The organism is Kitasatospora griseola (assembly GCF_014648555.1).
Taxonomy (GTDB): domain Bacteria; phylum Actinomycetota; class Actinomycetes; order Streptomycetales; family Streptomycetaceae; genus Kitasatospora; species Kitasatospora griseola.
The window spans coordinates 318057-344173 of sequence record NZ_BMRI01000002.1 but is presented as its reverse complement, the minus strand read 5'-3'; the positions used below and the strand labels follow the sequence as shown (position 1 = coordinate 344173).

Sequence of the window (26117 nt, the reverse complement as noted above, 5' to 3'; positions counted from 1 at the left end):
CCATGACCGCGACGAACGACACCCTCAAGCGCGCCTATCTGACCATGGAGAAGATGCAGCGCCGCATCGACGAGCTCTCCGGCGCCCGCACCGAACCCATCGCCGTGGTCGGCCTGGGCCTGCGCCTCCCCGGCGGCGCGGTGGACGCGGACAGCTACTGGGAGATCCTCCGGCAGGGCATCGACGCGGTGAGCGAGATCCCCGCGGACCGCTGGGACGCCGACGCCTTCCACCACGAGGGCGAGCCGCGCCCCGGCAGGATGGCCACCCGCTGGGGCGGCTTCCTCGACCACGTCGACCGCTTCGACCACGATTTCTTCGGCATCTCCCGCCGCGAGGCCCTGCTCATGGACCCGCAGCAGCGGATGAGCCTGGAGGTGACCTGGGAGGCGCTGGAGAACGCGGGCATCGCGCCCAGCGCGCTGGCGGGCACCCGGACCGGCGTCTTCATGGGCGTCTCCAGCTGGGACTTCGCCACCGAACACCTGCGCGGCCCGCTGGACTTCAGCGCCTACGCCAGCACCGGCTCGGCGCACAGCGTGCTCACCGGCCGGCTCTCCTACGTGCTCGACCTGCACGGCCCGAGCGTCGCGGTGGACACCGCCTGCTCCTCCTCGCTGGTCGCCGTCCACCAGGCCTGCCAGAGCCTGCGCAACCGCGAGTGCGACACCGCCCTCAGCGGCGGCGTCAACGCGGTGCTGTCGCCGCTGCCCAGCGTCTCGTTCACCCAGTTCGGCCGGATGGTCTCGCCGGACGGCCGCTGCAAGGCCTTCGACGCCGACGCCAACGGCTATGTCCGCAGCGAGGGTTGCGGCGTGGTGGTGCTCAAGCGGCTGTCCGACGCCGAGCGCGACGGCGACACCGTGCTGGCGGTGATCCGCGGCGGCGCCGTCAACCAGGACGGACGCAGCGCCGGCCTCACCGCCCCCAACGGCTCCGCCCAGCGCGACGTGGTGCGGGCCGCGCTGGCCGCCGCGGGCGTCCGGCCGGAGCAGGTCTCGCTGATCGAGGCGCACGGCACCGGCACCCTGCTCGGCGACCCGATCGAGGTGGAGGCGCTGGCCGACGTCTACGGCCGCCCCGAGGGCAACCCGGTCTACCTGGGCTCGTGCAAGACCAACATCGGCCACCCGGAGGCGGCGGCCGGCATCGCGGGCCTGATCAAGGTGGTCCTGGCGCTGCGCAACGACGAGATCCCCGGCACCGTCCACTTCAAGAAGCTCAACCCGAACGTCTCGTTCGACGGCACCACCTTCGAGGTGCCCACCGGCCGCACCGCCTGGCCCGCCACCGGCGGCCCCCGGACCGCGGGCATCAGCGCCTTCGGCTTCAGCGGCACCAACGCGCACCTGATCGTCGAGCAGGCCCCGGTCCGTCCGGAGACCCCGGAGGCCGGGCAGGACGGGGCGGACCGCCCGCTGTCCGTGCTGCCGCTGTCCGCCAAGAGCGACGCCGCGCTGCTGCGCCTGGCCGAGCGCTACCGGGAGCGGCTCACCGCGCCCGACGCCACGCCGCTGGCCGACCTGTGCCACTCGGCCGCCACCGGCCGCTCGCACTTCCGCCACCGGCTCGCGGTGGTCGGCGCCGACCGCGCCCAGGCCGCCGACCGGCTGGCCGAACTGGTGAAGGAGGGGCTGCCGGCGACCGGTGCGACCGAGCCCTCCGAGGTGGTCTTCCTGTTCACCGGCCAGGGCCCGCAGCGCCCCGGGATGGCCCGGGCGCTCTACGAGCAGCAGCCCACCTTCCGCAAGGCGATCGACCGCTGCGACGAGATCCTGCGCCCGCTGCTGGACCGCCCGCTGCTCTCCTACCTCTACCCCGAGGAGCAGGACCGCGAGCTGATCCAGCGCACCGGCTACGCCCAACCCGCGCTGTTCGCCGTCGAGTTCGCCATGTCCGAGATGTGGCGCTCGTGGGGCGTGGAGCCGGGTGCGGTGCTCGGGCACAGCCTCGGCGAGTACGTCGCCGCCTGCGTGGCCGGCGTGATGAGCCTGGAGGACGGCCTGATGCTGGCCGTCGAGCGCTCCAAGCGGATGGAGTCGCTGTCCGGCACCGGCGCGATGGCCACCGTCTTCGCCTCCGAGATGGAGGTCGCCGAGGCGCTGATGGAGATCGCCGACGACCCCGACCGGATCGCCGTCGGCGCCGTCAACGGCCCCGCCAACACCACGATCTCCGGCGACGCCGAGCTGGTCGACCTGGTCTGCGCGCACTTCACCGCGCTCGGCGTGCAGGCCAAGCGGCTGCACATCACCACCGCCTCGCACTCCCCGCTGATGGAGCCGATCCTGGAGCCGCTGCGGCAGGCCGCGCTGCGGGTCGACTTCCAGCCGCCGCAGATCCCGCTGATCTCCAACGTCACCGGGGAGCTGTGGGACTGGGCGGAGGCCCCGGACGCCGAGTACTGGGTGCGGCACGCCCGCCGCGCGGTGCGCTTCGCCGCCGGCGTCGGCACCCTGCGCAAGCTCGGCTACCGCACCTTCATCGAGATGGGCCCGGCGCCGACCCTGCTCGGCCTGATCAGCGACAGCCTGCCGGCCGGCGACGACACCCTGCTGCTGCCCAGCCTGCGCCCCAAGCACGACGACTGGGAGGTGCTGCTGGCCGCCGTCGCCGAGCTGTACACCCGCGGCACCGACCTGGACTGGCAGGGCTTCGACCGCGACTACCGGCGCGCCCGGGTGGCGCTGCCCGGCTACCCGTTCGAGCCCACGCCGTGCTGGCGGGAGCGCCGCCCCGCGGACGCGGCGGACGCCGACGCCCTGGAAGGCGCCGAGGAGCCGGCCGCCGAGCAGGACGAGGCCGACGACGAGAGCCTGCTGTACCGGCTGGCCTGGCGACCCGTCGCCGACGCCCCCGCCGACGCCCCGGCCGCCGGGGCCCGCGGCTGGGTGCTGCTGGCCGACGGCTCCGGCTTCGGCGAGCAGCTCGCCGAAGCCGCCGCCCGGCGCGGCGAGCCGTGCGTGCTGGTCCGCTCCGGCGCCGACTACCGGCACGTCGCCGGGTCCGGCAGCGCCGAGGTCCGCGCCGACCGGCCGGCCGACCTGGTCCGGCTGCTGGACGAGCTGACGGTGCCGCAGGGCGGCCGCGTCGAGGTCGTCCAGCTGGCCGGCCTCGACGCGCAGGACCCGGCCGACGGCCGGTGGACCGGCGTGCTGGACGCCGTCCGCACCGCGCAGGCGCTGGACGGCCGGGCGGCCCGCCTCTGGCTGGTCACCCGCGGCGGCGTCCGGGTCGGCGGCGAGCCGACCGGTCCCGCCCCGCTGGCCGCCGCCCTGTGGGGCCTGGGCCGCTCGCTCCAGGCCGAGCAGACCGCCGTCTGGGGCGGCCTGGTCGACCTCGACCCGCGGCAGCAGCCGGCCGACGGCGCCGAGCAGCTGCTGGACGCCGTCGTCCGCCGCGACGCCGACGGCGAGGACCAGGTCGCGCTGCGCGACGGGGTGCGGCACGCGGCCCGCCTGGTCCGGGAGCCGGCCGAGTCCGGCCCGGCCCGCCCGGTCCGCTGGCGCCGGGACGCCTCCTACCTGATCACCGGTGGTCTGGGCGGCGTCGGCCTGGCCACCGCGCGCTCGCTGGCCCGGGCCGGCGCCCGGCACCTGGTGCTGGTCGGCCGCTCCGCCGTGCCGCCGCGCGCCGAGTGGTCCGAGCTGCCGGCCGACCACCCGTTCGCCGACCGGGCGGCCGCGGTGCGCGAGCTGGAGGCGCTCGGCGCCGGCGTCCGGCTGGTCTCGCTGGACATCGCCGACGAGGCCGCCGTGCAGGCCTTCCTGACCCAGGAGGAGCGCGAGGGCCGCCCGCCGATCCGCGGCGTGCTGCACGCCGCCGGCATCGGCGCGATGGTGCCGCTGGCCGAGCTGGACGCCGCCGAGCTGGACCGCCAGCTGCGCCCCAAGGCGCTCGGCGCCTGGGTGCTGCACCAGGCCTTCGCCGAGCGGGAGTTGGACTTCTTCGTGCTCTGCTCCTCGACCAGCGCGGTGCTCAGCTCCCCGTACGTGGCCGCCTACGCCGCCGCGAACGCCTTCCTCGGCGCGCTCGCCGAGCTGCGCCGGGCCGAAGGCCGGCCCGCCCTGACGATCGACTGGGGCATCTGGGAGAACACCGGCATGGCGGCCCGGAAGGCCGAGGAGACCCCGGGCGTGAGCCGCGGCATGGGCACCCTGCGCCCGGCCCAGGCGCTGCGGGTGCTGCACCGGCTGCTCGGCCGCGACGCCGCCCAGCTGGCCGTCGTCCCGGTGGACTGGGACGAGTGGGGCCGCGGCTACCGGGCGCTCTCCGGCTCGCACCTGCTGACCGAGCTGGTCGGCGCCGGCGACGGCTCGACGGGCTCCCGGCCCGCCCGCCGCGGCGGCCCGGTGCTGCCCGGCCGCGAGGAGCTGGCCGCGCTGCCCGCGGCGGAGCGGTCCGGCGCGCTGGCCGCGCAGCTGCTGACCGCGGTGGCCGCGGTGCTCGGGGCCAGCCCCGACGCGCTGGAGCCGCAGGCCCCGCTGATCAGCCTCGGCCTCGACTCGCTGATGGCCGTGGAACTGCGCAACGCCATCGACCAGGCGCTCGGCGTCAACGTGCCGATCTCCGACTTCCTCAAGGGCGCCACCGTGCGCGCGCTGGCGGAGCGCCTGGTCGCCGAGGTGTCGGCCGACGACGAGCCGGCCCCCGCCGCCCCGGCGATCGGCCGCGCCGTCCGACTGGAGGACCTGGCCGACCAGTTGCTCGCCGAGATCGACAGCCTGCCCGAGCTCCCCGTCGAGGCGCCGGGCCGAGGAGAGTCCCGATGACCGACACCCTGGACACCAAACTCGCCGCGCTGGAACGCAAGTTGGCGGCGCTGCCGCCCGAGCAGCGGGCCAAGTACGAGCGGCTGCTGAAGGAGCAGGCCGAGGCGGGCACCGTCTTCCCGCTCTCCGTGACGCAGCAGGGCATCTGGTTCTTCGAGCAGCTGCGCCCGAGCAACCCGGCCTACACCATCCTGGGCGCGGTGCGGCTGCGCGGCGCCCTGGACACCGCGGTGCTGCGGAAGGCGGCGGCCGAGGTGGTGCGCCGGCACGAGTCGCTGCGCACCGTCTTCGAGCTGCGCGACGGCCGCCCCGTGCAGGTCGTCCGCCCCGAACTGCCGCTGGACTTCGCCGAGTCGCCCGCCGCCGACGGGCAGCCGCTGGAGGCCGCGATCGCCGCGGCCGTCGCCGGCCCGTTCGACCTGGCCGCCGGCCCGCTGCTGCGGCTGCGACTGCTGCACCTGGGCCCGCAGGACCAGGTGCTGGCCGTGGCCATGCACCACCTGGTCTCGGACGGCTGGTCGATGGGCCTGCTGATCACCGAACTGGGCACCCTCTACGAGGCGTTCGGCGCCGGCCGGCCGTCCCCGCTGCCGGGCCTGCCGATCCAGTACGGCGACTTCGCGGCCTGGCAGCAGAAGCAGGCCGAGACCGCCGACCAGGCCGCGCACCTGGCCTACTGGCGCGAGCACCTGGCGGGCGCCCCGGCGCAGTTGACACTGCCCACCGACCGGCCGCGCCCGTCGGTGCAGGGCTTCAACGGCGCCTCCTGCCCGGTGGAGCTGGAGCAGCCGCTGATGGCCGAACTCGCCGCGCTCGGCCGGGCGAACGGCGCCACCAGCTACATGGTGCTGCTGGCGCTCTTCCACGTGCTGCTGCACCGCTGGAGCGGCCAGCAGGACGTGGTCGTGGGCGTGCCCACGGCCGGCCGGGAGCGGGCCGAACTGGAGCCGCTGATCGGCTTCTTCGTCAACACCCTGCCGGTACGGGTCGGCCTGGACGGCGACCCGTCGTTCGCCGCCGTGCTGGGCCGGGTGCGAGAGGCCTGCCTCGGGCTGTACGCGCACCAGGACGTGCCGTTCGAGCGGCTGGTGGAGGAGCTGCGCCCGGAGCGCGACCTCAGCCGCCCGCCGATCTTCCAGAGCTGCTTCTCCTACCAGGACGACCCGGTGGCGGCCCGCCCGATCGGCGGGCTGCGGCTGGAGCGCCTGGAACTGCCCGCCCAGGGCGCCCGGTTCGACCTGGAGTTCCAGTCGTTCACCCGGGACGGCGCGCTGAGCGGCTGGTTCGAGTACGACCGCGACCTCTTCGAGCCCGACACCATGGCCCGGATGGCCGGGCACTTCCGGCGGCTGGCCGAACTGGTGGTCGCCGCCCCCGACACCCCGGTGGCCGAGCTGGAGCTGCTGGACGCCGACGAGCGCCGGCAGGCGCTGGCGGCGGGCGAGGGCGCCGCCCGCGAGTGGCCGGGCGCCGGCTGGATCCACGAGGTCTTCCAGCAGCAGGCGCACCGCACCCCGGACGCCGAGGCGCTCCGCTTCGAGGGCGAGAGTCTGAGCTACGCCGAGCTCAACCGGCGCGCCAACCGGCTGGCGCACACCCTGATCCGGCTCGGCACCGGCCCCGACTCGCTGGTCGGGGTGGCCATGGAACGCTCGGTCGAGCTGGTGGTCGCGCTGCTGGCGGTGCTCAAGGCGGGCGGCGCCTACGTCGCGCTGGACCCGGGCCTGCCCGCCCAGCGGCTGGCCGGCATGCTGGAGGACGCCCCGGCGCCGGTGCTGCTCACCCAGCGCCACGTCCGCGACCGGCTGCCGGACACCGGCTCCGCGACCGTCCTGCTGGTCGAGGAGCACGCCGCCGGCGGCGCCGACACCGACCCGAACGTCGAGCTGTCCGGCGAGCACGCCGCCTACGTCATCTTCACCTCCGGCTCCACCGGCCGCCCCAAGGGCGTGGTCAACGTGCACGCCGGGATCCGCAACCGCCTGCTGTGGATGCAGGACGCCTACCGGCTGGACGGCACCGACCGGGTGCTGCAGAAGACGCCGTTCTCCTTCGACGTCTCGGTCTGGGAGTTCTTCTGGCCGCTGATGGCCGGCGCCACCCTGGTGGTGGCCCGCCCGGACGGGCACCGCGACCCGGCGTACCTGGTGCGGACCCTCCGCGAGGAGTCCGTCACCACGGCGCACTTCGTGCCGTCCATGCTGCAGGCGTTCGTCCAGGAGCCGGGCGTCGAGGAGTGCACCGCGCTGCGCCGGGTGGTGTGCAGCGGCGAGGCGCTGCCGCGCAGCCTGCAGGACCGGTTCTTCGCCCGCTCCGGGGCCGAACTGCACAACCTGTACGGGCCGACCGAGGCCGCCGTGGACGTCACCGCCTGGGCCTGCCGCCGGGACGACGACCCCCGGGCGGTGCCGATCGGCCGGCCGATCGCCAACACTCGGATGTACGTGCTGGACCGGGCGCTGCGGCCGGTCCCGCCGGGCGTCGCCGGGGAACTGCACATCGCGGGCGCCAACCTGTCCCGCGGCTACCTCGGCGACCCGGAGCGCACCGCGGAGCGGTTCGTCGCCGACCCGTTCGACCCCGCGCCGGGCGCCCGGCTCTACCGGACCGGCGACCTGGCCCGGTTCCGCTCCGACGGCGCCATCGAGTACCTGGGCCGGCTCGACCACCAGGTCAAGCTGCGCGGGCTGCGGATCGAGCTCGGCGAGATCGAGTCCGCGCTGACCGGCCACCCGCGGGTCCGCGAGGCCGTGGTGACAGCCCGTCAGCAGCCGGCCGGGGACGTCCGGCTGGTCGCGCACCTGACCGCCGAGGGCGACGCCCCGGCGACCGGCGAGCTGATCCCCTTCCTCAAGGAGCGGCTGCCCGAGTACATGGTGCCGTCCGCCTTCATGGTGCTGGACGCCTTCCCGCTGACCAGCAGCGGCAAGACCGACCGCAAGGCGCTGCCCGAACCGCCCGCCGAGCGCCCGGAGTTGGCGAGCAGCTACACCGCTCCCGGGGCCGGCCTGGAGGAGAGTCTGGCCGAGCTGTGGCGCGAGCTGCTCGGCGCCCGGCGGGTCGGCCGGGACGACAACTTCTTCGAGCTCGGCGGCCACTCGCTGCTGATGGTCGAGCTGCGCGCCCGACTGGCCGCCCGGCTGGGCCACGAGCTGTCCATGGTGGAGCTGTTCCAGCACCCCACCGTCGGCTCGCTGGCCGGCCACCTGGAGCGGTCCGGCCGACAGGACGACGCCCTGCTGAACGCCGCCCGGGACCGCGCCGCGAACCGCCGCAGGCGCGCCGCCGTGCGCCGCGGCCGCAGCACCCCCGCAACTGACGCAAGTGACAGGTGATGGACGTGTACGAGACCGACTTCACGCACGACGAGCAGGACGAGCACGTCGCCGTCATCGGCATGGCCGGACGGTTCCCCGGCGCCCCCGACGTCGAGTCGCTGTGGCAGCAGCTCGCCGCGGGCCGGGAGACCGTCTCCGCGCTCACCGACGAGGAGTTGCTGGCCTCCGGCGTCGACCCGGAGCTGCTGCGGCACCCCGACTACGTCAAGGCCAAGGGGGTGCTGGCCGACGCCGACCGCTTCGACGCCGGCTTCTTCGGCTTCAGCCCCCGCGAGGCGGAGCTGCTCGACCCGCAGCAGCGGGTCTTCCTGGAGTGCGCCTTCGAGGCGCTGGAGGCGGCCGGCTGCGACCCGCGCACCTTCGACGGCCGGATCGGCGTCTTCGCCGGCGCCAGCCTCAACTCCTACCTGCTGCGCAACCTGCCGGGCGACCCGGAGGCGCTGGAGGAGAGCGGCATCTACCGCACCCTGCTCGCCTCCGACAAGGACTTCCTGGCCACCCGGGTCTCCTACAAGCTGGGCCTGCGCGGCCCCGGCATCACCGTGCAGACCGCCTGCTCGACCTCGCTGACGGCCGTCCACCTGGCCTGCCAGAGCCTGCTGTCGGGGGAGTGCGACATCGCGCTGGCCGGCGGCGTCTCGGTGAGCAGCCCGCCGGCCGGCGGCCACCTGTACGAGCAGGGCGGCATCCTCTCCGCCGACGGCCACTGCCGTCCGTTCGACGCGGCGGCCGGCGGCACGGTGGCGGGCAACGGCGCCGGCGTGGTGGTGCTGCGCCGGCTGGCCGACGCCCGTGACGCCCAGGACGCCGTCCAGGCCGTGGTGCTGGGCAGCGCGATCAACAACGACGGTGCGCTGAAGGCCGGTTACACCGCGCCCAGTGTCGACGGACAGGCCGAGGTGATCGCCGAGGCGCTGGCCGTCGCCGGGGTCGCGCCGCGCACCATCGGCTACGTCGAGGCGCACGGCACCGGCACCGCGCTGGGCGACCCGATCGAGGTCGCCGCGCTGACCCAGGCGTACCAGCTGCACCCCGAGGCCACCGACGAGACCGGCTACTGCGCGCTCGGCGCGGTGAAGGGCAACGTGGGCCACCTGGACGCCGCCGCCGGCGTCACCGCGTTCATCAAGGCGGTGCTGGCGCTGCGTCACCGGGCGATCCCGCCGATCGTCAACTTCAGCGAGCCCAACCCGGGCCTGAAGCTGGAGACCAGCCCGTTCTACGTCCCCACCGAGCTGCGGGACTGGCCGGGCGCCGAGCACCCGCGCCGGGCCGGGGTGAGCGCCTTCGGCATCGGCGGCACCAACGTGCACGTGGTGCTCCAGGAGGCGGCCGAGCCGCTCGCCGCCGCTCCCGCGACGGCCGGGCGCGCCGAACTGCTGACGCTCTCCGGCCGCACCCCCGAGGCGCTCGCCGCCAACGCCGAGCGGCTCGCCGAACGGCTGGACGCCGACCCGGAGCTGCCGCTTCGCGACGTGGCCCACACGCTGGCCCGCCGGCGCGGCTTCGAGCACCGGGCGGCCGTGGCCGCCGCGGCCGGTTCGGAGGGCCGTTCGGCGGCCGTCGCCGCGCTGCGCAGGCTCACCGGCACGGCCGCCGCCGAGGACGCCCCGGTCGCCTTCCTGTTCCCCGGCCAGGGCGCCCAGTACGTCGCGATGGCCCACGGCCTGTACCGCGAGGAGCCCGCCTTCGCGGCCGAACTCGACGCCTGCGCCGAGCTGTTCACCGCCGAGCTGGGCGCCGACCCGCGTACCCTGCTGTTCCCCGGCCCCGACGCCGACCCGCAGCAGGCCGCCGCCGCGCTGGCCCGCACCGAGATCACCCAGCCGGTGCTGTTCCTCGTCGAGTACGCGCTCGCCAAGTTCTGGATGGCCCAGGGCGTGCACCCGCGGGCGATGGCCGGCCACAGCATCGGCGAGTACGTCGCGGCCTGCCTGGCCGGTGTGTTCTCGCTGCCCGACGCGGTCCGGCTGGTCGCCGCCCGCGGCCGGCTGGTGCAGTCGATGCCGGCCGGCGAGATGCTCGCCGTCTTCCTGCCCGAGGCCGAACTCGCACCGCTGCTGGACGAGTTGCCCGAGCTCGACCTGGCCGCCGTCAACTCCACCGCGCTGTGCGTGGCGGCCGGTCCGGCCGAGGCGGTGGAGCGGCTGCGCAAGCGGCTGGTGGCCGACGGCACCGCCTGCCGCCGGCTGCACACCTCGCACGCCTTCCACTCGGCGAGCATGGACGCCGCCGTGCAGCCGTTCACCGACGTGGTGCGCGGCGTCGAACTCAGGGCGCCGCGGATCCCGTTCTGCTCCGGCCTCACCGGACAGTGGATCACCGACGAGCAGGCCACCAGCCCCGCCTACTGGGGTGAGCACCTGCGCGGCGCGGTCCGGTTCCGCGACGTGCTCGGCCTGCTGCTCGACGACCCGGAGCTGTTCCTGCTGGAGGTCGGCCCGGGCCGCTCGCTCACCAACTTCGCCCAGCAGCACGACTCCTGGAGCCCGGAGCGGACCGCGGTCGACTCGCTGCCGCACCCCAAGGACAGCACCGACGACCGCACCCACCTGCTGGCCGGCCTGGGCGCGCTGTGGAGCGCGGGCGCCCCGGTGGACCGCGCGGCGGTGTGCGGCGGCGGCGCGCTGACCGCGCTGCCCGGCTACGCCTTCCAGCGCCGGCGGTACTGGATCGAGGCGGGCCCGCGCACCGCGCCGAAGCCGCGCAGCGCGGCCCTGCCGCTCGACGACTGGTTCACCACCCCCGGCTGGCGCCGCCTGCCCGCCGGCCCCCGCACCGGCGACGCCCGCGACGCGGTCTGGGCGGTGCTCGGCACCGAGCAGCCGCTCGGCGCCGAACTGGCCCGGCAGTTGGAGGCCCGGGGCGCCACGGTGCGGCGGATCGGCCGGGCCGACGGCCTGGACCGGGACGCCTGCGCCACCCTGATCCGCTCGCTGGACACCACCGGCGAGGCCGCCTCGATCCGGCTGGTCCACCTGGGCGCGCTCACCGACCCCGCCGCCGGGGACGGACTCGACGCCGACCGGCTGGCCGCCGCCCAGCGGACCGGCTTCGACACCCTGGCCACCCTGGCCCAGGGCCTGCTGGACGCGGCCCCCGCCCGCCCGGTGCTGCTCGACGTGCTGGCGAGCGGCGTCTTCGAGGTCACCGGCGACGAGCCGCTGCACCCGGAGGGCGCCCTGCTGCTCGGCCCGTGCACCGTCATCCCGCAGGAGGTCACCGGGGTCGAGTGCCGGCTGCTGGACGTCGGCGCGGGCGCACCCGCCGCGGTCGCGGCCGGCCTGCTGGACGCCGCCGCCCGCCAGGAGCCGCAGCTGGCGCTGCGCGGCCGGCACTGGTGGAGCCGCACCTTCGACGCCGTCGAGCTGCCCGCCCCCGAAGCCGGCCCCGGCGGTCTGCGCGACGGTGGCGGCTACCTGATCACCGGCGGGTTCGGCGGCGTCGGCCTGGCGATCGCCGAGCAGATCGCCCGCACCGTGCGGCGACCGGTGCTCGGCCTGCTCGGCCGGTCGCCGCTGGCCGCCGACGACCCCGCGCTGCACCGGCTGACCGAGCTGGGCGCCGAGGTGCTGCCGCTGCGCGCGGACGTCACCGACGCCGCGCGGACCGCCGAGGCGGTGGCCCTGCTGCGGGCCCGCGCCGGGGCGGTGCACGGCGTGGTGCACGCGGCCGGCCTGCCGTCCCGCGGCCTGCTGATGGGCAAGACCCCCGAGGACGCCGCCGCCGTCCTGGCCGCCAAGACCCTCGGCACCCTGGTGCTCGACCGGGTGTGCGCGGACGACGACCTGGACTTCCTGCTGCTCTGCTCCTCGCTGACCGGCCTGCTCGGCGGCCCCGGCCAGAGCGACTACGCGGCGGCCAACGCCTTCCTGGACGCCTACGCGCAGTGGCGGCGCCGCTCCGGCGCCCCGGTGACGGCGGTGGCCTGGGACACCTGGCGCGGCGTCGGCATGGCGGCCGGACTCGATGAGTCGGCCGCAGCCCCCGGCACCCCGACCGCGCACCCGCTGCTGCGCCGGCTGCCCGGCGGCGACGGGAACGGCCGCGGCTACACCGGCTCGATCAGCACCGCCGACAGCTGGATCATCGCCGACCACCGGATCATGGGCCACGGCCTGGTGCCGGGCACCGCCTACCTGGAGCTGGTCCGGGCGGCCGTCGCCGACCTGACCGGGGCGGCCGGCGTGGAGCTGCGCGACGTGCTCTTCGCCCAGCCGGTGATCGTGCCGGACGGCCAGTCCCGCTCGCTGTGGACGGCGCTCGCCGCGGACGGCGATGAGCTGCGGTTCACCGTGCGCAGCAACCACCCCGCCACCGGGCCGATCCACGCCATGGGCACCGCCGTCGCCCTCGACGAGGCGCCGCCGGTGCGCGACCTGGCCGCGCTGCGCGCCGCGTTCGCCGAGGTGGCGCCGGTCGACGACGAGGACGAGCTGAAGCGGCTCTTCAAGCTCGACCTGCTGGTGCAGGGCAACGGCATCGAGTTCACCCTCGGCCCGCGCTGGCACTGCCTGCGCGGCGCCCGGGTCACCCCCGAGCGGCTGCTGGTCTCGCTCCGGCTGCCCGAGGAGCACGCCGGCGACCTGGACGCCTACCTGCTGCACCCGGCGCTGCTGGACGTGGCCGGCGTGTCGGCCCGGATCCAGATGCCGGACAAGGGCTACTACCTGCCGTTCACCTACCGCTCGCTGAAGGCGCTGGCCCCGCTCACCGCCGAGATCACCTGCGACGTCGCGCTCAAGGGCTCGCCCGACGGCGGCGAGAGCCTGACCTGCGACATCGACATGCTGGCCGAGGACGGCCGGGTGCTGGTCCGGATCACCGACTTCACCCTGAAGCGGATCAACGACCTGGACGGCATGCGCGACCAGGTCGCCGAGGCCGTGGCCGCCGGCGCCGCCCCGGCCCCGGCCGCGCCGCAACTCCCCGAGGCGCTGCGGCTGCTGGCCGAGGGCATCACCGAGCAGGACGGCCAGGAAGCGCTCGCCCGGGTGCTGGCCAACCCCGAAGCCCCGGCCCAACTGGTGCTCTCCCACCGCGAGTTGTCGCAGATGCGGGCCGTGGCCCGGAGCATCACCCCGGCCCTGCTGGCCGGCGGGGACGACCAGGCCGCCCCGGCGCTCGGCCGCCACCCGCGCCCCGACCTGTCGACCCCCTACCAGGAGCCGGCGACCGACGAGGAACGCGCCGTCGCGGAGATCTGGCAGGAGGTGCTGGGCGTCGAACAGGTGGGCACCGCCGACGACTTCTTCGCCCTCGGCGGGCACTCGCTGGCCGCCGTGCAGATCGGCACCAAGATCCGCAGCCGGCTGGGCGTCCCGCTCGACCTGCGCGGCTTCTTCGAGGACCCCACCGTGGCGCACACCGTCGCCCTGCTGGCCGCCGGCGGGTCCGAGGAGGACCCGGAGGACGCCATCACGGCCCGCTCCGACGACGAGTCGGCCGACCTGGACGAACTGTCCGACGAACAAGTGGAAGCGATGCTCGCCGAGATGCTCGCCGCCGAGACCGACGACCTGGAGAACCTGGCATGACCGACAACGTCGACCTGAGCCGGCTCACGGCGGAGCAGAAGCGCGCGCTGCTCGCCCGGAAGCTGCGCCGCAAGGCCGGCCCCAAGCGGGTGCCGGCGTCCTTCGCCCAGAAGCGCCTCTGGTTCATGGAGCAGCTCGCCCCGGGCAGCGCGGCGTACAACATCCCGGGCGCGCTGCGCGTCCACGGCGCCCTCGACATCGAGGCCTGGCGCCGCAGTTGCGTGGCGCTGGTGCAGCGGCACGAGGCGCTGCGCACCGTCTTCGAGGAGGTGGACGGCGAGCCGGTGCAGGTGATCGCGGAGTCCGGCGAGCCGGAGTTCACCGTCGTCGCCTGCGAGCACCTGCACGGGCCGGACGGCGAGGAGGGCATCAAGGAGCTGGCCCGCGCCGAGTTCGCCCGCCCGTTCGACCTGCGGCGCGGCCCGCTGCTGCGGATCACCCTGCTGCGCCTCGCCGCCGAGGAGCACGTGCTGCTCCTCACCATGCACCACATCGCCGGCGACCTCTGGTCCACCTCGGTGGCGTTCCGCGAACTGGTGGCGTTCTACCGCGAGTTCAGCACCGGCGAGGACGCCGGACTGCCGCCGCTGAAGATCCAGTACCCGGACTACGCGCTCTGGCAGCGCGACCGGCTGGCCGGGGACGCCCTCGGCCCGCAGCTGGAGTACTGGCGCACCACCCTGCACGGCGCGCCGCCGATGCTCGAACTGCCCACCGACCGCCCGCGCCCGGCGGTGCTGGGCAGCCGGGGCGGCTCCCGCCCGTTCCGGCTGTCGGCCGAAACCGCCGACGCCATGCGGGAGTTCAGCCGCGGCGAGGGCGCCACCCCGTTCATGACCATGCTCGCGGCCTACCTGGTGCTGCTGCACCGGTACAGCCGGGAGGACGACATCGTCGTCGGCGTGCCGGTCGCCAACCGCGGCCGGCGCGAGGTCGAGCCGCTGATCGGCCTGTTCGTCAACATGCTGGCGCTGCGCACCGACCTGTCCGGGGCGCCGACCTTCCGCGAACTGGTCGCCCGGGTGCGGGAGACGGCGCTCGGCGCCTTCGCCCACCAGGAGCTGCCGTTCGAACGGCTGGTGGAGGAGCTCCAGCCGGAGCGCGACCTCTCCCGCTCGCCCGTCTTCCAGGTCTCCTTCATCTACCAGAACATCGAGCTGCCCCGGTTCGACGGCGTCGGCCTGCGGATGGAGACGATGGAGGTGGAGAGCGCCACCTCCCGCTTCGACCTGGTGCTGGAGGTCTTCGAGCGGCCCGACGGGCTGGGCGGCAGCCTGGAGTACAACCGCGACCTGTTCGAGCCGCAGACCGTGGACGGCTTCGCCCGCCACCTGGAGCGGCTGGTCGGGACGCTGCTGGCGGAGCCGGACCGCCCGGTCGGCGGGCTGCCGATGCTGTCCGACGACGAGAGCCGGCAGCTGCGCGAGCGCTGGAACGACACCGCGCGCGACTGGCCGCTGCCGCTCGCCGCGCACCGGCGGTTCGAGGACCTGGCCGCCCGCACCCCGGACCGCGAGGCGCTCCGCCTGGAGGCCGACGGCGCCCCGCTGAGCTACCGCGAACTGAACGAGCGGGCCAACCGGCTGGCGCACCGCCTGATCGGCCTCGGCGTGGGCCGCGACGTGCTGGTCGGGATCTGCCTGGAGCGCTCGCCGGAGCTGCTGGTGGCGATGCTCGCGGTGCTCAAGGCGGGCGGCGCCTACGTGCCGCTGGACCCGGGCTTCCCCGCCGACCGGATCGCGTACACCCTGGAGGACTCCGGCCTGCGGGTGCTGCTCACCCAGCGGAGCGTCCACGACGAGCTGTTCGGCGACCGCGGCCCGGAGACCGGCGCCGAGGTGCTCTGCCTGGACGAGCTCACCGCCGAGCTCACCGGCGGGGCCGCGCACGACCCCGGCGTCGGGACCGACCCGGACGACCTGGCCTACGTCATCTACACCTCCGGCTCCACCGGCCGCCCCAAGGGCGTGCAGATCCCGCATCGGGCGCTCGGCAACTTCCTCCACTCGATGGGCGAGCGCCCGGGCCTGGCCGCCGACGACGTGCTGCTCGCGGTGACCACCGCCGCCTTCGACATCGCCATGCTGGAGCTGCTGCTGCCGCTGGTCACCGGCGCCCGGGTGGTGCTGGCCCGCCGCGAGAGCGCGGCCGACGGCGGCCGGCTGGCCGCCGAACTGGCCGACTGCGGCGCCACCGTGATGCAGGCGACCCCGGCGACCTGGCGGATGCTGCTGGACGCCGGATGGACCGCCGGGCCCGGCCTGACCGCCCTGGTCGGCGGCGAGGCGCTGCCCGCCGAGCTGGCCGCCCGGCTGCTGGCCACCGGCGCCACCGTGTGGAACATGTACGGCCCCACCGAGACCACCATCTGGTCCTCGGTCTCCCACGTCGACGGCGGCCCGATCTCGATCGGCGAGCCGATCGCCAACACCACGCTCCAGGTGCTGGACGCGGCCGGCGGCCCCGTCCCGGTGGGCGTGCCCGGCGAACTGTGCATCGGCGGCGACGGCCTGGCCCGCGGCTACCTGGGCCGCCCGGAGCTGACCGCCGAGAAGTTCGCCGACAGCGCCGAGGGCGAGCGCCTGTACCGCACCGGCGACCTGGTGCGCCGCCGCCCCGACGGCCGGATCGACTTCCTCGGCCGGCTCGACCACCAGGTCAAGCTGCGCGGCTACCGGATCGAGCTCGGCGAGATCGAGTCGGTGCTGGCCGAGCAGCCGGTCGTCGCCCAGGCCGTGGCGCTGGTCCGCGAGGACACCCCCGGCGACCAGCGCCTGGTCGCCTACCTGGTCCTGGAGGACGCGGACCCGGCCCCGGACGGGCCGACCCTGGCCCGCGAGCTGCGCGCGGCGCTGGCCGACACCCTGCCGGACTACATGCTGCCGTCCGCCTTCCTCGTCCTGGACGCCCTGCCGCTGACCCCGAACGGCAAGATCGACCGCCGGGCGCTGCCCGCCCCCGAGGGCGGCCGCGGCGAGCTGCGGGCCCTGTACGCCGCCCCGCGCAACCCGGACGAGGAGCTGCTGTGCCGGCTCTTCGCCCGGGTGCTGGACCGCGACGAGGAGGCCGCCGAGGTCGGCATCGACGACAGCTTCTTCGAGCTCGGCGGCCACTCGCTGCTGGCCACCCGACTGATGTCGCAGATCCGCTCCGCCTTCGAGGTCGAACTGCCGGTCCGCGCGCTCTTCCAGGCGCCCACCCCGGCCAAGCTGGCCGAGCGGCTGCGCGCCGCCGCGGGCCCGGTCCGCCCGGCGCTGCTGCCCGCCGACCGCCCCGAGGTGCTGCCGCTCTCCTTCGCCCAGCAGCGGCTCTGGTTCCTGCACCGTCTGGAGGGCCCGTCGCCCACCTACAACATCCCGGTGGTGCTGCGCCTGCGCGGCGAACTGCACCCGCAGGCGCTGCACGCGGCGCTGGGCGACCTGGTGGCCCGGCACGAGGCGCTGCGCACCGTCTTCCCCGACACCGACGGCGTGCCCCGCCAGCTGGTGCTGCCCGCCGCCGAGGCGGCGCCCGAGCTGCACATCACCGAGCTGACCGAGGAGGCGCTGCCCGCGGCGATGTCCCGGGCCGCCCAACACGCCTTCGAGCTCACCACCGAACGGCCGCTCCGCGCGGAGCTGCTGGTCCTCGGTGAGCGCGACCGGGTGCTGGTGCTGACGATCCATCACATCGCCGCCGACGGCTGGTCGCTGGCCCTGCTCGGCCGCGACCTCGCGAACGCCTACACGGCCCGCTGCGACGGCGCCGCCCCGCAGTGGAGCCCGCTGCCCGTCCAGTACGCCGACTTCGCGCTGTGGCAGCGCCGGCTGCTGGGCGACGCGGAGGACCCGGAGAGCCTGCTGGCCCAGCAGTGCGCCTACTGGAGCCGGGCCCTGGACGGTCTGCCGGAGCGGATCGCCCTGCCCACCGACCGCCCCCACCCGACCCGCACGTCCCGCCGCGGCAGCACGCTGGAGTTCTCCTGGGACGCCGACCTGCACGCCGAAGTCGCCCGGGTGGCACGGGAGAACGGGTCCAGCGCCTTCATGGTGGTGCACGCGGCGCTGGCCACGCTGCTGCACCGGATGGGCGCCGGCACCGACATCCCGCTCGGCATCGCGGTGGCCGGCCGCCTCGACGAGGCCGCCGCCGAACTGATCGGCTTCTTCGTCAACACCCTGGTGCTCCGCACCGATCTGGACGGCCGCCCGAGCTTCCGCGAGCTGCTGGCCCAGGTGCGCGAGCGCAGCCTGGACGCCCTGGCCCACCAGGACATCCCGTTCGAGTACCTGGTGGACCTGCTCAAGCCGTCCCGCTCGCTGGCCCACCACCCGCTCTACCAGACCGCGCTGGCCTGGCAGAACACCCCCGACGCGGACGCCACGATGCCGGGCGTGGCGGTGCAGCGCCTCACCGTGGACACCGACTCCACCCGGGTGGACCTCCACTTCGCGCTCACCGAGCGCCGCCCGGCCGCCGACGGTTCCCCCGCCGGCGTGGACGGTGTGGTGGAGTTCAACACCGACATCTTCGACCGGGGCACGGTCGAGGCACTCGCCGAGCGGCTGGGCCTGGTCCTGCGGGCCGTCCTCGCCGACCCGGACGCCCCGGTGGACGACGTGGAGGTGCTCACCGCCGCGGAGCGCCGCGCCCTGCCCGGCTGGAACGACACCGCCCGCCCGGTGCCGCAGGGCACCCTGGCGGAGCTGTTCGAGGCCCAGGCGGCCCGCACCCCCGACGCCGTCGCCGTGGTCTCCGCCGACCCGGAGCAGCCCGGCGAGCTGACCTACCGGGAGCTCGACACCGAGGCCAACCGACTGGCCCGGCTGCTGCTCGCCCGCGGCGCCGGCCCCGGCCGGATCGTCGCGGTGTCGCTGCGCCGCTCCACCCGGCTGGTGACCGCGCTGCTGGCGGTCGCCAAGACCGGCGCGGCCTACCTTCCCGTCGACCCGGGCTACCCGGTCGAGCGGATCGACTACATGCTGCGGGACGCCGCCCCGGCGCTGCTGGTGACCCTCGGCGCGGACGCCGACGACCTGCCCGACGGCCCGGTTCCGTGCCTGCTGCTGGACGCGCCCGCGACCGTGGCGCAGCTGGCCGCGGCGGACCCGGGCGTCCCGGGCGCCGAGCGGCCGACCGCGCAGCACCCGGCGTACGTGATCTACACCTCCGGTTCCACCGGGCGTCCCAAGGGCGTGCTGGTGCCGCACACCGGCATCGGCAGCCTGGTCGCCGGACAGCGCGAGCGGTTCGCGGTCGCCCCGGACAGCCGGATGCTGCAGTTCGCCTCGCCGAGCTTCGACGCCGCGGTGGCGGAGATGCTGGTCACGCTGCTCTCCGGGGCCGCGCTGGTGGTGGCGCCCGCCGACCGGATGCTGCCCGGCGACCCGCTGGTGCGCACCTGCGCCGACCACCGGGTCAGCCACGTCACGCTGCCGCCGAGCGTGCTGGCCGTGCTCGACCCGGCGAGCCTGCCGACCGTCACCACGCTGGTCACGGCCGGCGAGGCCTGCCCGCCGGAGACGGTCGCCGCCTGGTCGGCCGGCCGCCGGATGATCAACGCCTACGGCCCGACCGAGACCACCGTCTGCGCCACCATGAGCGACCCGCTCACCGGCGGCGCGGCCAGGCCCCCGATCGGCCGTCCGATCGTCAACGCCCGCGCCCACGTGCTGGACGAGCGCCGCCGGCCGGTGCCGGTCGGCGTGCCGGGCGAGCTCCTGGTGGGCGGCAGCGGCGTGGCCCTCGGCTACCTTGGCCGCCCGGACCTGACCGCCGAGCGCTTCGTCGACGGCCCCGACGGGGAGCGGCTGTACCGCACCGGCGACCTGGTGCGCCGACTGCCCGACGGGCAGCTGGACTTCCTCGGCCGGATCGACGACCAGGTGAAGCTGCGCGGCTTCCGGATCGAGCCCGGCGAGATCGCCTCGGCGCTGCTGGCCCACCCGGAGATCGCGCAGGCCGTGGTGGTGGTCCGCGAGGACCGGCCCGGCGTGCAGCAGCTGGTCGGGTACGTGGTGCCCGTCGCCGGCACCGCCCCGGACCCGGCGGCCCTGCGCGGCCACCTGGCCGGGCAGCTGCCCGGCCACCTGGTCCCGGCCGCCTGTGTGCTGCTGACCGAGCTGCCGCTGACCCCCAACGGCAAGGTGGACCGGGCGGCCCTGCCCGCCCCCGAGGCCGGCGCGGCGGCCTGGGCCGAGCGGATCGCCCCCCGCACCGCTCTGGAGCGCGCGGTCGCCGCCGCCTGGTCGGCGGTGCTGGGCGTGTCCGAGGTGGGGGTGCACGACGACTTCTTCGACCTCGGCGGGCACTCCCTGCTGGCCACCCAGCTGGCCGCCCGGCTCGGCGCCGAGCACGGGGTTCCGGTGCCGATCCGGGTGCTCTTCGACCGGCCCACGGTGGCCGGCCAGGCGGGCTGGCTCGACGACCACCGGGACGACGCGGAGCGGGAGCGGATCCCGCTCGCCGACCGCACCGCGGGCATCCCGCTCTCCTTCTCCCAGGAGGACCTGGTCAGCTACCACCCGGTGCCGGTCGAGCACCACTTCCACAACGTGCTCACCGCCCTGGTGCTGCGCGGCGCCCTGGACCCGGCGGCGCTGCGCGGCAGCCTGGACGCCATCGCCCAGCGCCACGAGGCGCTGCGCACCCGGATCGGCAGCGTCGACGGCGTGCCGTGCCAGCTGGTGGACGAGGTCGGCAGCTGGCCGCTGGACGTCGTCGACCTGACCGACCTGGACGACGAGACCCGCGAGAAGGAGCTGCGGCGGCTGCTCACCGAGCAGGAGCTCGGCTCGTTCCGGGTGGCCGACGAGCCGCTGGTGCGCGGCGCGCTGATCGCGCTGCGCCCCGACGAGCACGTGCTGGCCCTGGTGATGCACCACCTGGTCACCGACAACTGGTCGTACGGCGTGCTGTTCCAGGAGCTGCGCGCGCAGTACGCGGCCCGGGTGGACGGCGCCGAGCCGCCCGCGCTGCCCGAACTGCCGGTCCAGTACCCGGACTTCGCCGACTGGCAACAGCGCCGCCGGGCGGCCGGGGCGCTGCGCGAGCGGTCCGGGCACTGGGAGCGGCGGCTGGCCGCGCTGCCCCCGTCACCGGTCTTCCGGGCCCCTGAGCACCAGCTGCTGGAACCGGCCGCCGGCGCCACCCGCGGGTTCGCGGTGTCGGCCGCGGAGGGCACGGCGCTGGCCGAGCTGGCCCGCGAGGAGGGCGCGACCCTCTTCATGGTGGTGATGGCGGCCTTCCAGCTGCTGCTGTCCGGCTACGCCGGTCGGGAGGACATCACCGTCTCCTTCCCGGTGGCCGGCCGGGAGCAGCCGGAGACCGAGAACATGATCGGATTCTTCGTCAGCCACCTGCTGGTCCGAACGGATCTGGCCAAATCGCTGACTTTCCGCCAACTTGTCGGCCGGGTGCGGGAGGAGACCCTCGACGCCTACGCCAACCAGGGGGTGCCGCTCTGGCACCAGGAGGGCATCCGGGAGCGCGGCCGCGACCCCTTCGCGATCTCGTTCAACCTGCTCAACGCCACTGTTCCGGCACTGGAGTTGACCGGTTTGACCGCCGCTCCGCTGGACCTCCGGATCGGTGACGACTACGTCTTCCCGGAGGTCATCATCGACATGGAGGCGTCGGCCGTCGACCTGGCGCTGATCCTCCGCCGCTTCGACGACGGGTCGCTGCGCGGCATGTGGCTGTACGCCCTGGACGTGGTCGACCCGCGGACGATGGCGGCCATGATGCGTCAATGGCATGTCCTGCTCAGTGAATTGACGGTCGGTCCGGACCGTCGGCTGGCCGAGCTGGTCGAGGTAATTCGCCAGGGCTGATCCACGATCAATGATTCGTTTACTATTCTTTTACCATTCGTCCCGGCGGGTCCGCCCGCCGGGACGGACCGGAGGTGATTGATGTACCCCGCCCCCGCCCCTGCCCGATCCGCGGCCCTCGCCGACGCCCCGCGGCGGCTGCCGCCCGGCCGGGTCCGGCTGCTCTGCCTGCCGTACGCGGGCGGAGCCGCCTCGCTCTACCGGGGATGGGGCGCGCTGGCCGACGACCGGGTCGAGGTCTGCCCGGTGGAGCTGCCGGGCCACGGGCGCCGGCTGGCGGAGAGTCCGGTCTCCCGGCTGCGGCCGCTGGTCGCCCTGCTGGCGACCGAGCTGGAGCCGGTGCTGGACCAGCCGTTCGCGTTCTTCGGCCACAGCATGGGCGCGCTATTGGCGTTCGAGCTCTGCCGGGAGCTGCGGCGGCGCGGTGCGGCCGAGCCGGAGCACCTGTTCGTCTCCGGGGCCTCGGCGCCGGACGCGCCGCGCACCCGTCCGGTGCTCCACGCGGCCACCGACGAGGAGGTCAAGCAGGAGCTGCGCTTCCTCGGCGGCACCCCGCCGGAGCTGCTGGACAACCGGGAGCTGATGGAGCTGATGCTGCCCACCCTGCGGGCCGACTTCTCGGTGCTGGAGACCTACCACTACCGTCCGGAGCCCCCGCTGACGGTGCCGATGACCGTCTTCGGGGGCGCCGCGGATCCGTCCGTGCGACCCCAGGCGCTGCAGGGCTGGCGGGCCCAGACCAGTGCCAGGGCCCGGCTCGAAATGCTGCCCGGGGACCACTTCTTCCTGCACGCCTCGGTGGTCGAGATCCTCGGCGCCGTCGCCGGGGCCCTCGACGCCGGCGAGGTCGGCAACCCGGCCTAGCCGGAGCACCGGGTCGGCGGGCCGCCCACTGCGGGCCCCGCCGACCCGGCGGGCTGCCCGGTGCGGACCCGTCGATCCGTCAGGCGGTCTGCCGCAGTCCCTGTTCGACCGCTCTGATCAGCCCGGACTCGTAGGCGAGCGCCACCGCGTGGGCCCGGCTGCGGACGCTGAGCTTGGTCAGCAGGTGGTGGACATGTGAGCGGATGGTGGCCGAGGAGACCGAGAGCTTGTTGGCGATCTCCTGGTTGGCGTAGCCCTGCGCCAGCAGGAGCAGCACCTCGGCCTCCCGGTTGGTCAGCGCGTCCGGTGCCAGCGGCAGGTCGCGTTCCTCGGACGCCTTCGTCGCCGTCGGGATCCGGGTCATCTTCAGCGGACCGCAGGTCGGCATGATCAGCGTGTCGTTCGCGGCGGCCACCCGGATGATGTCCGGCAGCGCCTGGGGCCGCCCGCGTGGGTCGAAGACCGCGGCAGCCCCGCAGGTGATCGCCTGGTGGGCGACGTCGGGCTGGCAGGCGCCGACGTAGACCAGCCGACTGACCGCGGAGAGCCGCTCGACCACCGCGCCCCGGAACGGCGTCTCCGCGGAGGCGCTGAGCACCGTGATGTCCGGCGCCAGTTCCAGGGCGAGGGTGTGCGCTATTTCCTCGTCCTGTGTCTCGGCGACGAGCGACAGGTCGTCGGCCATTTGGAGAAGTGCGGTAATTCCGACACGAATCAGTGAGTCTTCGGCAAGGAGGAGAATTCTTATTTCTCCGCCGAATTCTCTTGTACGCCGACTTGAACGCTCCATGTGAACCCCCGTACGGATATGCCACGTAGCCTTTGCCCGCAATGGAATCATCCCGTCACGGGGGTCTGCAAGTATCTGCAAGTCTCTGCATGACCAGGTTGGTTGCGGTCCGGCGGGGCGCGTCGGCGGCCGGTGAGCGGTGGTCGGACCGGGGTGTGATCGGGGCGCCGACTCTGGTGTTTCGGCCGGGTCCGGTCGATCGACCGATCGCCGAAACCGGGCGTGGCGAGAAGCCGGACCACCTCCTGCCCGCGCGCGTGGTGGCGTATTTCGTCCTGGCGGTGCGCCGGTTCTTCGGCGCGGCTCCGAGCCGGTCCTGCACTCGAAGTGCCCGCGGGGCTCCTGGTGGGCGCGCTCCCGCGCGCGGGCCCGCGCCCCGGCCGGCCCCGCCGGGTGCGTCCGGCGGTGCGGCCCGCCGCCGTCGGGCTCGTCCGGCGGGGCGTCGCCGGCGTCGCCGGGGGCTCCAGTGCCGCTCAAGTCGCCCTTCCCAACATGGTCATGTGACTGACAACGCCTCGGAATCGAAGTCTCCCTCCCGCCGCACCGTGCTGCAGGGCGCCACCGCGACGGGCGTCACCGCGATCGTCGGTGTCACCGCGACGTCCTGCGCGCCCACCACGCACTACACCCCCGGTGCGGTGCCCACGGCGCCGGTCTCGCTCGGCAAGCCCAGTGACGTGCCGGTCGGCGGCGGCAAGATCTACGCCGACCAGAAGGTCGTCGTCACCCAGCCCACGCAGGGTGAGTACCGCGCCTTCACCGCCGTCTGCACGCACCACGGCTGCCTGGTGACGAAGGTGAAGAGCGGGACGATCCAATGCCCGTGCCACGGTGCCAAGTTCGACATCAAGGACGGTTCGGTGACGCACGGACCGGCCAAGGACCCGCTGCCCGAACTCAAGATCACCATCAACGGCGAGTCGATGACGGCCGAGCCCAAGTAGCCGAACTCCTCGCATCCCGACCGACGTCGGCCCGGACCTCACCCCCGTGGTCCGGGCCGACGTCCTGCTGTCCCCGGGCCGCTTCCGGCCGAGCCGCCGTGCCGCCGCGGAGCGGCGCCGGCGCGGGCGAAAAACCCCGGGCGGAACCGCCGGTCCGAAAACCGCTCGGTCGTGCCGGCGGCGGGCGGAGCAACCCTGCTGCCGGGCAAGGGCGTTGATACCGGCGAGTATCGCGCCGTCCGCCCGCCGGGCGCCCTGGAAAGCCCCGCGCAATCCCGCCTCGTGGGGCCGGAAACGGCGCCCCCGCGCACCGGACTGTTTTCACTGCAGATCGACCGCGAACGGTCGCTGCCGAAAGGCGACTCGGCCGCCCCGCGCGATCCGCTCCCGCGTGCGCGACAAGCGCGCCCCGGCCGACGCCCGTGCGGACTCCCTCATCGGTCGAGTGGCATCGCCGATCGCGCCGCGAGGTGATTTCCCGACCGCCGGTGTCCACCGCGCGGCAAGTCTCTCTTCACGTCCGGTTGTCGATGCCGAACGCACGGCGGCGCCGATCGAACGCCGTGCGGTGAGCGCCGCGGTCCCGCGTCGTGGCGCGCCGATGATCCGCGACGGCGTGCGCCGTCGGGACGGCTCCACGCCTGTGACCAGCGCCGCAGCGCCGCTGTGCCCGGCGCTGCCGATCGCCGGTGGGCGTGGGGGGCTTGCGCGTGCGGGTGTCGGAGGGTTCGATGGTCCCAACACTTAAATGTACGGACAAGTCGGGTCGAATCGACGCAGGTGGCTTGCGTGCTTGGGCGGTGCGGTCCTAACTTAATGTCCGTACATTCGGATGAGGGGGGTCTTCATGGCCACGCAGCATCACCGGATCGTGATCATCGGCGGCGGAACCGCCGGGATCACGGTCGCGGCTCGGCTCCGCCGGGCGGGCGAACGGGACGTCGCGGTGCTCGACCCGAGCGAGCGGCACTACTACCAGCCGCTGTGGACGCTGGTCGGCGGTGGACGGGCGCCGCTGGCGCAGAGCGTCCGCTCGCAGGCGTCCGTCATGCCGAAGGGCGTCCGGTGGATCCGCCGTGCGGCGCTCGCCGTCGACCCCGAGGCGCAGGAGGTGGCGCTGGACGGCGGCGGCACCGTCTCGTACGACCAACTGGTGGTCTGCCCCGGCATCCAGCTGGACTGGGACCGCATACCGGGCCTGGAGGCCGGGCTCGGCAAGAACGGCCTGTCCAGCAACTACTCGTTCCAGCACGCCCCCGCGACCTGGCGCTTCATCCGCGAAACCCGCTCCGGCAGCGCGGTGTTCAGCATGCCGACGGGCGCCATCAAGTGCGGCGGCGCGCCGCAGAAGATCGCCTACCTGGCCGCCGACTACTGGCGCGAGCAGGGCGTCCTCGACAAGATCGACGTCCACCTGGTGATCCCCGGCGCCGCCATCTTCGGCGTGCCGGAGTTCGCCCGGGTGCTGGACGGCGTGGTGCGCCGGTACGGCATCAAGGTCCACTACGGCAGCGAGGTCACCGAAGTGCGGCCCGACGCCCGCGAGTTGGTCGTCACCGCGGTGGACGGCAGCGGCACCACGACGCTGCCGTACGACATGGCCCACCTGGTGCCGCCGCAGAGCGCCCCGGACTGGATCAAGCGCAGTCCGCTCGCCGGCGCCGACGACCCGGCCGGCTACGTCGAGATCGACAAGCACACCATGCGGCACGTCCGGTACCCGAACGTCTGGGCCCTCGGCGACGCCGGATCGTCCCCGAACTCCAAGACCGGCGCCGCGGTGCGCAAGCAGGCGCCCGTGGTGGTGGAGAACCTGCTCGCCGTGCTCGACGGCCGGGAACCCACGGCCGGCTACCAGGGCTACTCGTCCTGCCCGCTGACCACCGCCCGCAACCGGATGCTGCTCGCCGAGTTCGACTACAGCGGGCGGCCCACCCCGTCGATCCCGGTGATCGACACCGTCCGCGAGCGCGCCGACATGTGGTACCTCAAGCGCCACGGACTGCCGTTCCTCTACTGGAACCTGATGCTCCGCGGCCTCGCCTGAGCCGTCCGACCTCG

General features: G+C 74.8%; 8 protein-coding genes. 7 read left to right on the top strand and 1 reads right to left on the bottom strand.

Annotated features, from left to right (window positions below; translation table 11 throughout):
* The first annotated feature begins 2 nt into the window (after positions 1-2).
* The 5 genes from IEZ12_RS03850 to IEZ12_RS03830 all read left to right on the top strand — a co-directional run bounded on the left by IEZ12_RS03850 (position 3) and on the right by IEZ12_RS03830 (position 22322).
* Positions 3-4772 (top strand): type I polyketide synthase, encoded by a 4770-nt coding sequence (locus tag IEZ12_RS03850; protein WP_189270809.1) that lies wholly within the window; start codon positions 3-5, stop codon positions 4770-4772.
* Positions 4769-8107 carry a non-ribosomal peptide synthetase gene (locus IEZ12_RS03845; protein ID WP_189270808.1) on the top strand — a complete coding sequence of 1113 codons (3339 nt, stop codon included), beginning with the start codon at positions 4769-4771 and terminating at the stop codon, positions 8105-8107. The genes IEZ12_RS03850 and IEZ12_RS03845 overlap by 4 nt, the downstream gene beginning before the upstream one ends.
* A gap of 5 nt (positions 8108-8112) precedes the next feature.
* Positions 8113-13647: a type I polyketide synthase gene (locus IEZ12_RS03840; RefSeq protein ID WP_229847210.1), complete on the top strand. Its 5535-nt coding sequence runs from the start codon at positions 8113-8115 to the stop codon at positions 13645-13647.
* A complete protein-coding gene (locus IEZ12_RS03835; protein ID WP_189270806.1) occupies positions 13644-21458 on the top strand; it encodes a non-ribosomal peptide synthetase in 7815 nt (2604 codons plus the stop codon). The genes IEZ12_RS03840 and IEZ12_RS03835 overlap by 4 nt, the downstream gene beginning before the upstream one ends.
* Before the next feature lie 81 nt (positions 21459-21539).
* A complete protein-coding gene (locus IEZ12_RS03830; protein ID WP_189270805.1) occupies positions 21540-22322 on the top strand; it encodes a thioesterase II family protein in 783 nt (260 codons plus the stop codon).
* Between the two features lie 79 nt (positions 22323-22401).
* On the opposite strand, the gene IEZ12_RS03825 is transcribed toward IEZ12_RS03830, so the two are convergent.
* Positions 22402-23007 carry a response regulator transcription factor gene (locus IEZ12_RS03825; protein WP_189270804.1) on the bottom strand — a complete coding sequence of 202 codons (606 nt, stop codon included), beginning with the start codon at positions 23005-23007 and terminating at the stop codon, positions 22402-22404.
* Between the two features lie 605 nt (positions 23008-23612).
* Here IEZ12_RS03825 and IEZ12_RS03820 point away from each other — a divergent pair.
* Both IEZ12_RS03820 and IEZ12_RS03815 read left to right on the top strand, forming a co-directional pair.
* Entirely contained in the window at positions 23613-24056 is a 444-nt protein-coding gene (locus IEZ12_RS03820) for a Rieske (2Fe-2S) protein (RefSeq protein WP_043910501.1), read from the top strand.
* Between the two features lie 847 nt (positions 24057-24903).
* Positions 24904-26103 carry an NAD(P)/FAD-dependent oxidoreductase gene (locus tag IEZ12_RS03815; protein WP_100586153.1) on the top strand — a complete coding sequence of 400 codons (1200 nt, stop codon included), beginning with the start codon at positions 24904-24906 and terminating at the stop codon, positions 26101-26103.
* Positions 26104-26117 lie beyond the last annotated feature (14 nt).

Coding starts and splice junctions, on each gene's coding strand:
- IEZ12_RS03835 (WP_189270806.1), top strand. CDS start 13,644: ATGACCGACAACGTCGACCTGAGCCGGCTCACGGCGGAGCAGAAGCGC.
- IEZ12_RS03850 (WP_189270809.1), top strand. CDS start 3: ATGACCGCGACGAACGACACCCTCAAGCGCGCCTATCTGACCATGGAG.
- IEZ12_RS03845 (WP_189270808.1), top strand. CDS start 4,769: ATGACCGACACCCTGGACACCAAACTCGCCGCGCTGGAACGCAAGTTG.
- IEZ12_RS03825 (WP_189270804.1), bottom strand. CDS start 23,007: ATGGCCGACGACCTGTCGCTCGTCGCCGAGACACAGGACGAGGAAATA.
- IEZ12_RS03830 (WP_189270805.1), top strand. CDS start 21,540: ATGTACCCCGCCCCCGCCCCTGCCCGATCCGCGGCCCTCGCCGACGCC.
- IEZ12_RS03815 (WP_100586153.1), top strand. CDS start 24,904: ATGGCCACGCAGCATCACCGGATCGTGATCATCGGCGGCGGAACCGCC.